1 protein-coding gene is annotated in these 579 nt (G+C 59.1%); it reads right to left on the bottom strand.

Going from position 1 to position 579, the window contains the following annotated elements:
• A partial coding sequence (gene dinB, locus ACP5MM_RS09850) for a DNA polymerase IV (RefSeq protein WP_427934539.1) occupies positions 1–476 on the bottom strand: 476 nt, incomplete at its 3' end.
• Between the last annotated feature and the right edge of the window lie 103 nt (positions 477–579).

Here is a 579-nt window from a genome sequence, read left to right as displayed (position 1 = left end):
GCCAGCAACTTGTTGTAGGATACCCCCGCCGAAGCTGTCAGCCCTGTTTCCCGCAATATTCTATCCAGGATCTCGCGGGCAATCTCGACTGCCAGAGTTCCGTCTTTGGTGGCTGTGGTTACGTCCAAAAAGGCCTCATCCAAGGACAGAGGCTCCACCAGTGGTGTGTAGTCGCGCAGGATGGCCATCACCTGACGGGAAGCCTCTCGGTAAGCCTCCATACGGGGACGGACAAAGATGGCCTGGGGGCATAGAGAACGGGCACGGGCGGCGGACATGGCCGAATGGATACCAAACTGCCGTGCCTCATAGCTGCACGTGGCTACGACACCCCGACCATTGGGGTCACCGCCGACAATTACCGGCTGCCCACGCAGTTCTGGCTGGTCCCGTTGCTCGACCGACGCAAAGAAAGCATCCATGTCCACATGGATGATCTTGCGGAGATCTGGGTTGTGTTCTGGTGGGCTGAGCAATCGTATCCTCCACGCCTGACCTGCTGAGTCTACCAGATGAAAGCCACAGACGCGGATGTCGGCCAGGGATATGCGTTGGGCGAGGCGGCCACATCCTAGCAGA

It is taken from the genome of Acidithiobacillus sp. (assembly GCF_049965315.1).
GTDB lineage: Bacteria > Pseudomonadota > Gammaproteobacteria > Acidithiobacillales > Acidithiobacillaceae > Acidithiobacillus_B.
Note: the sequence above shows the minus strand (reverse complement) of the source record. Positions and strands in the feature narration are given on the sequence as shown.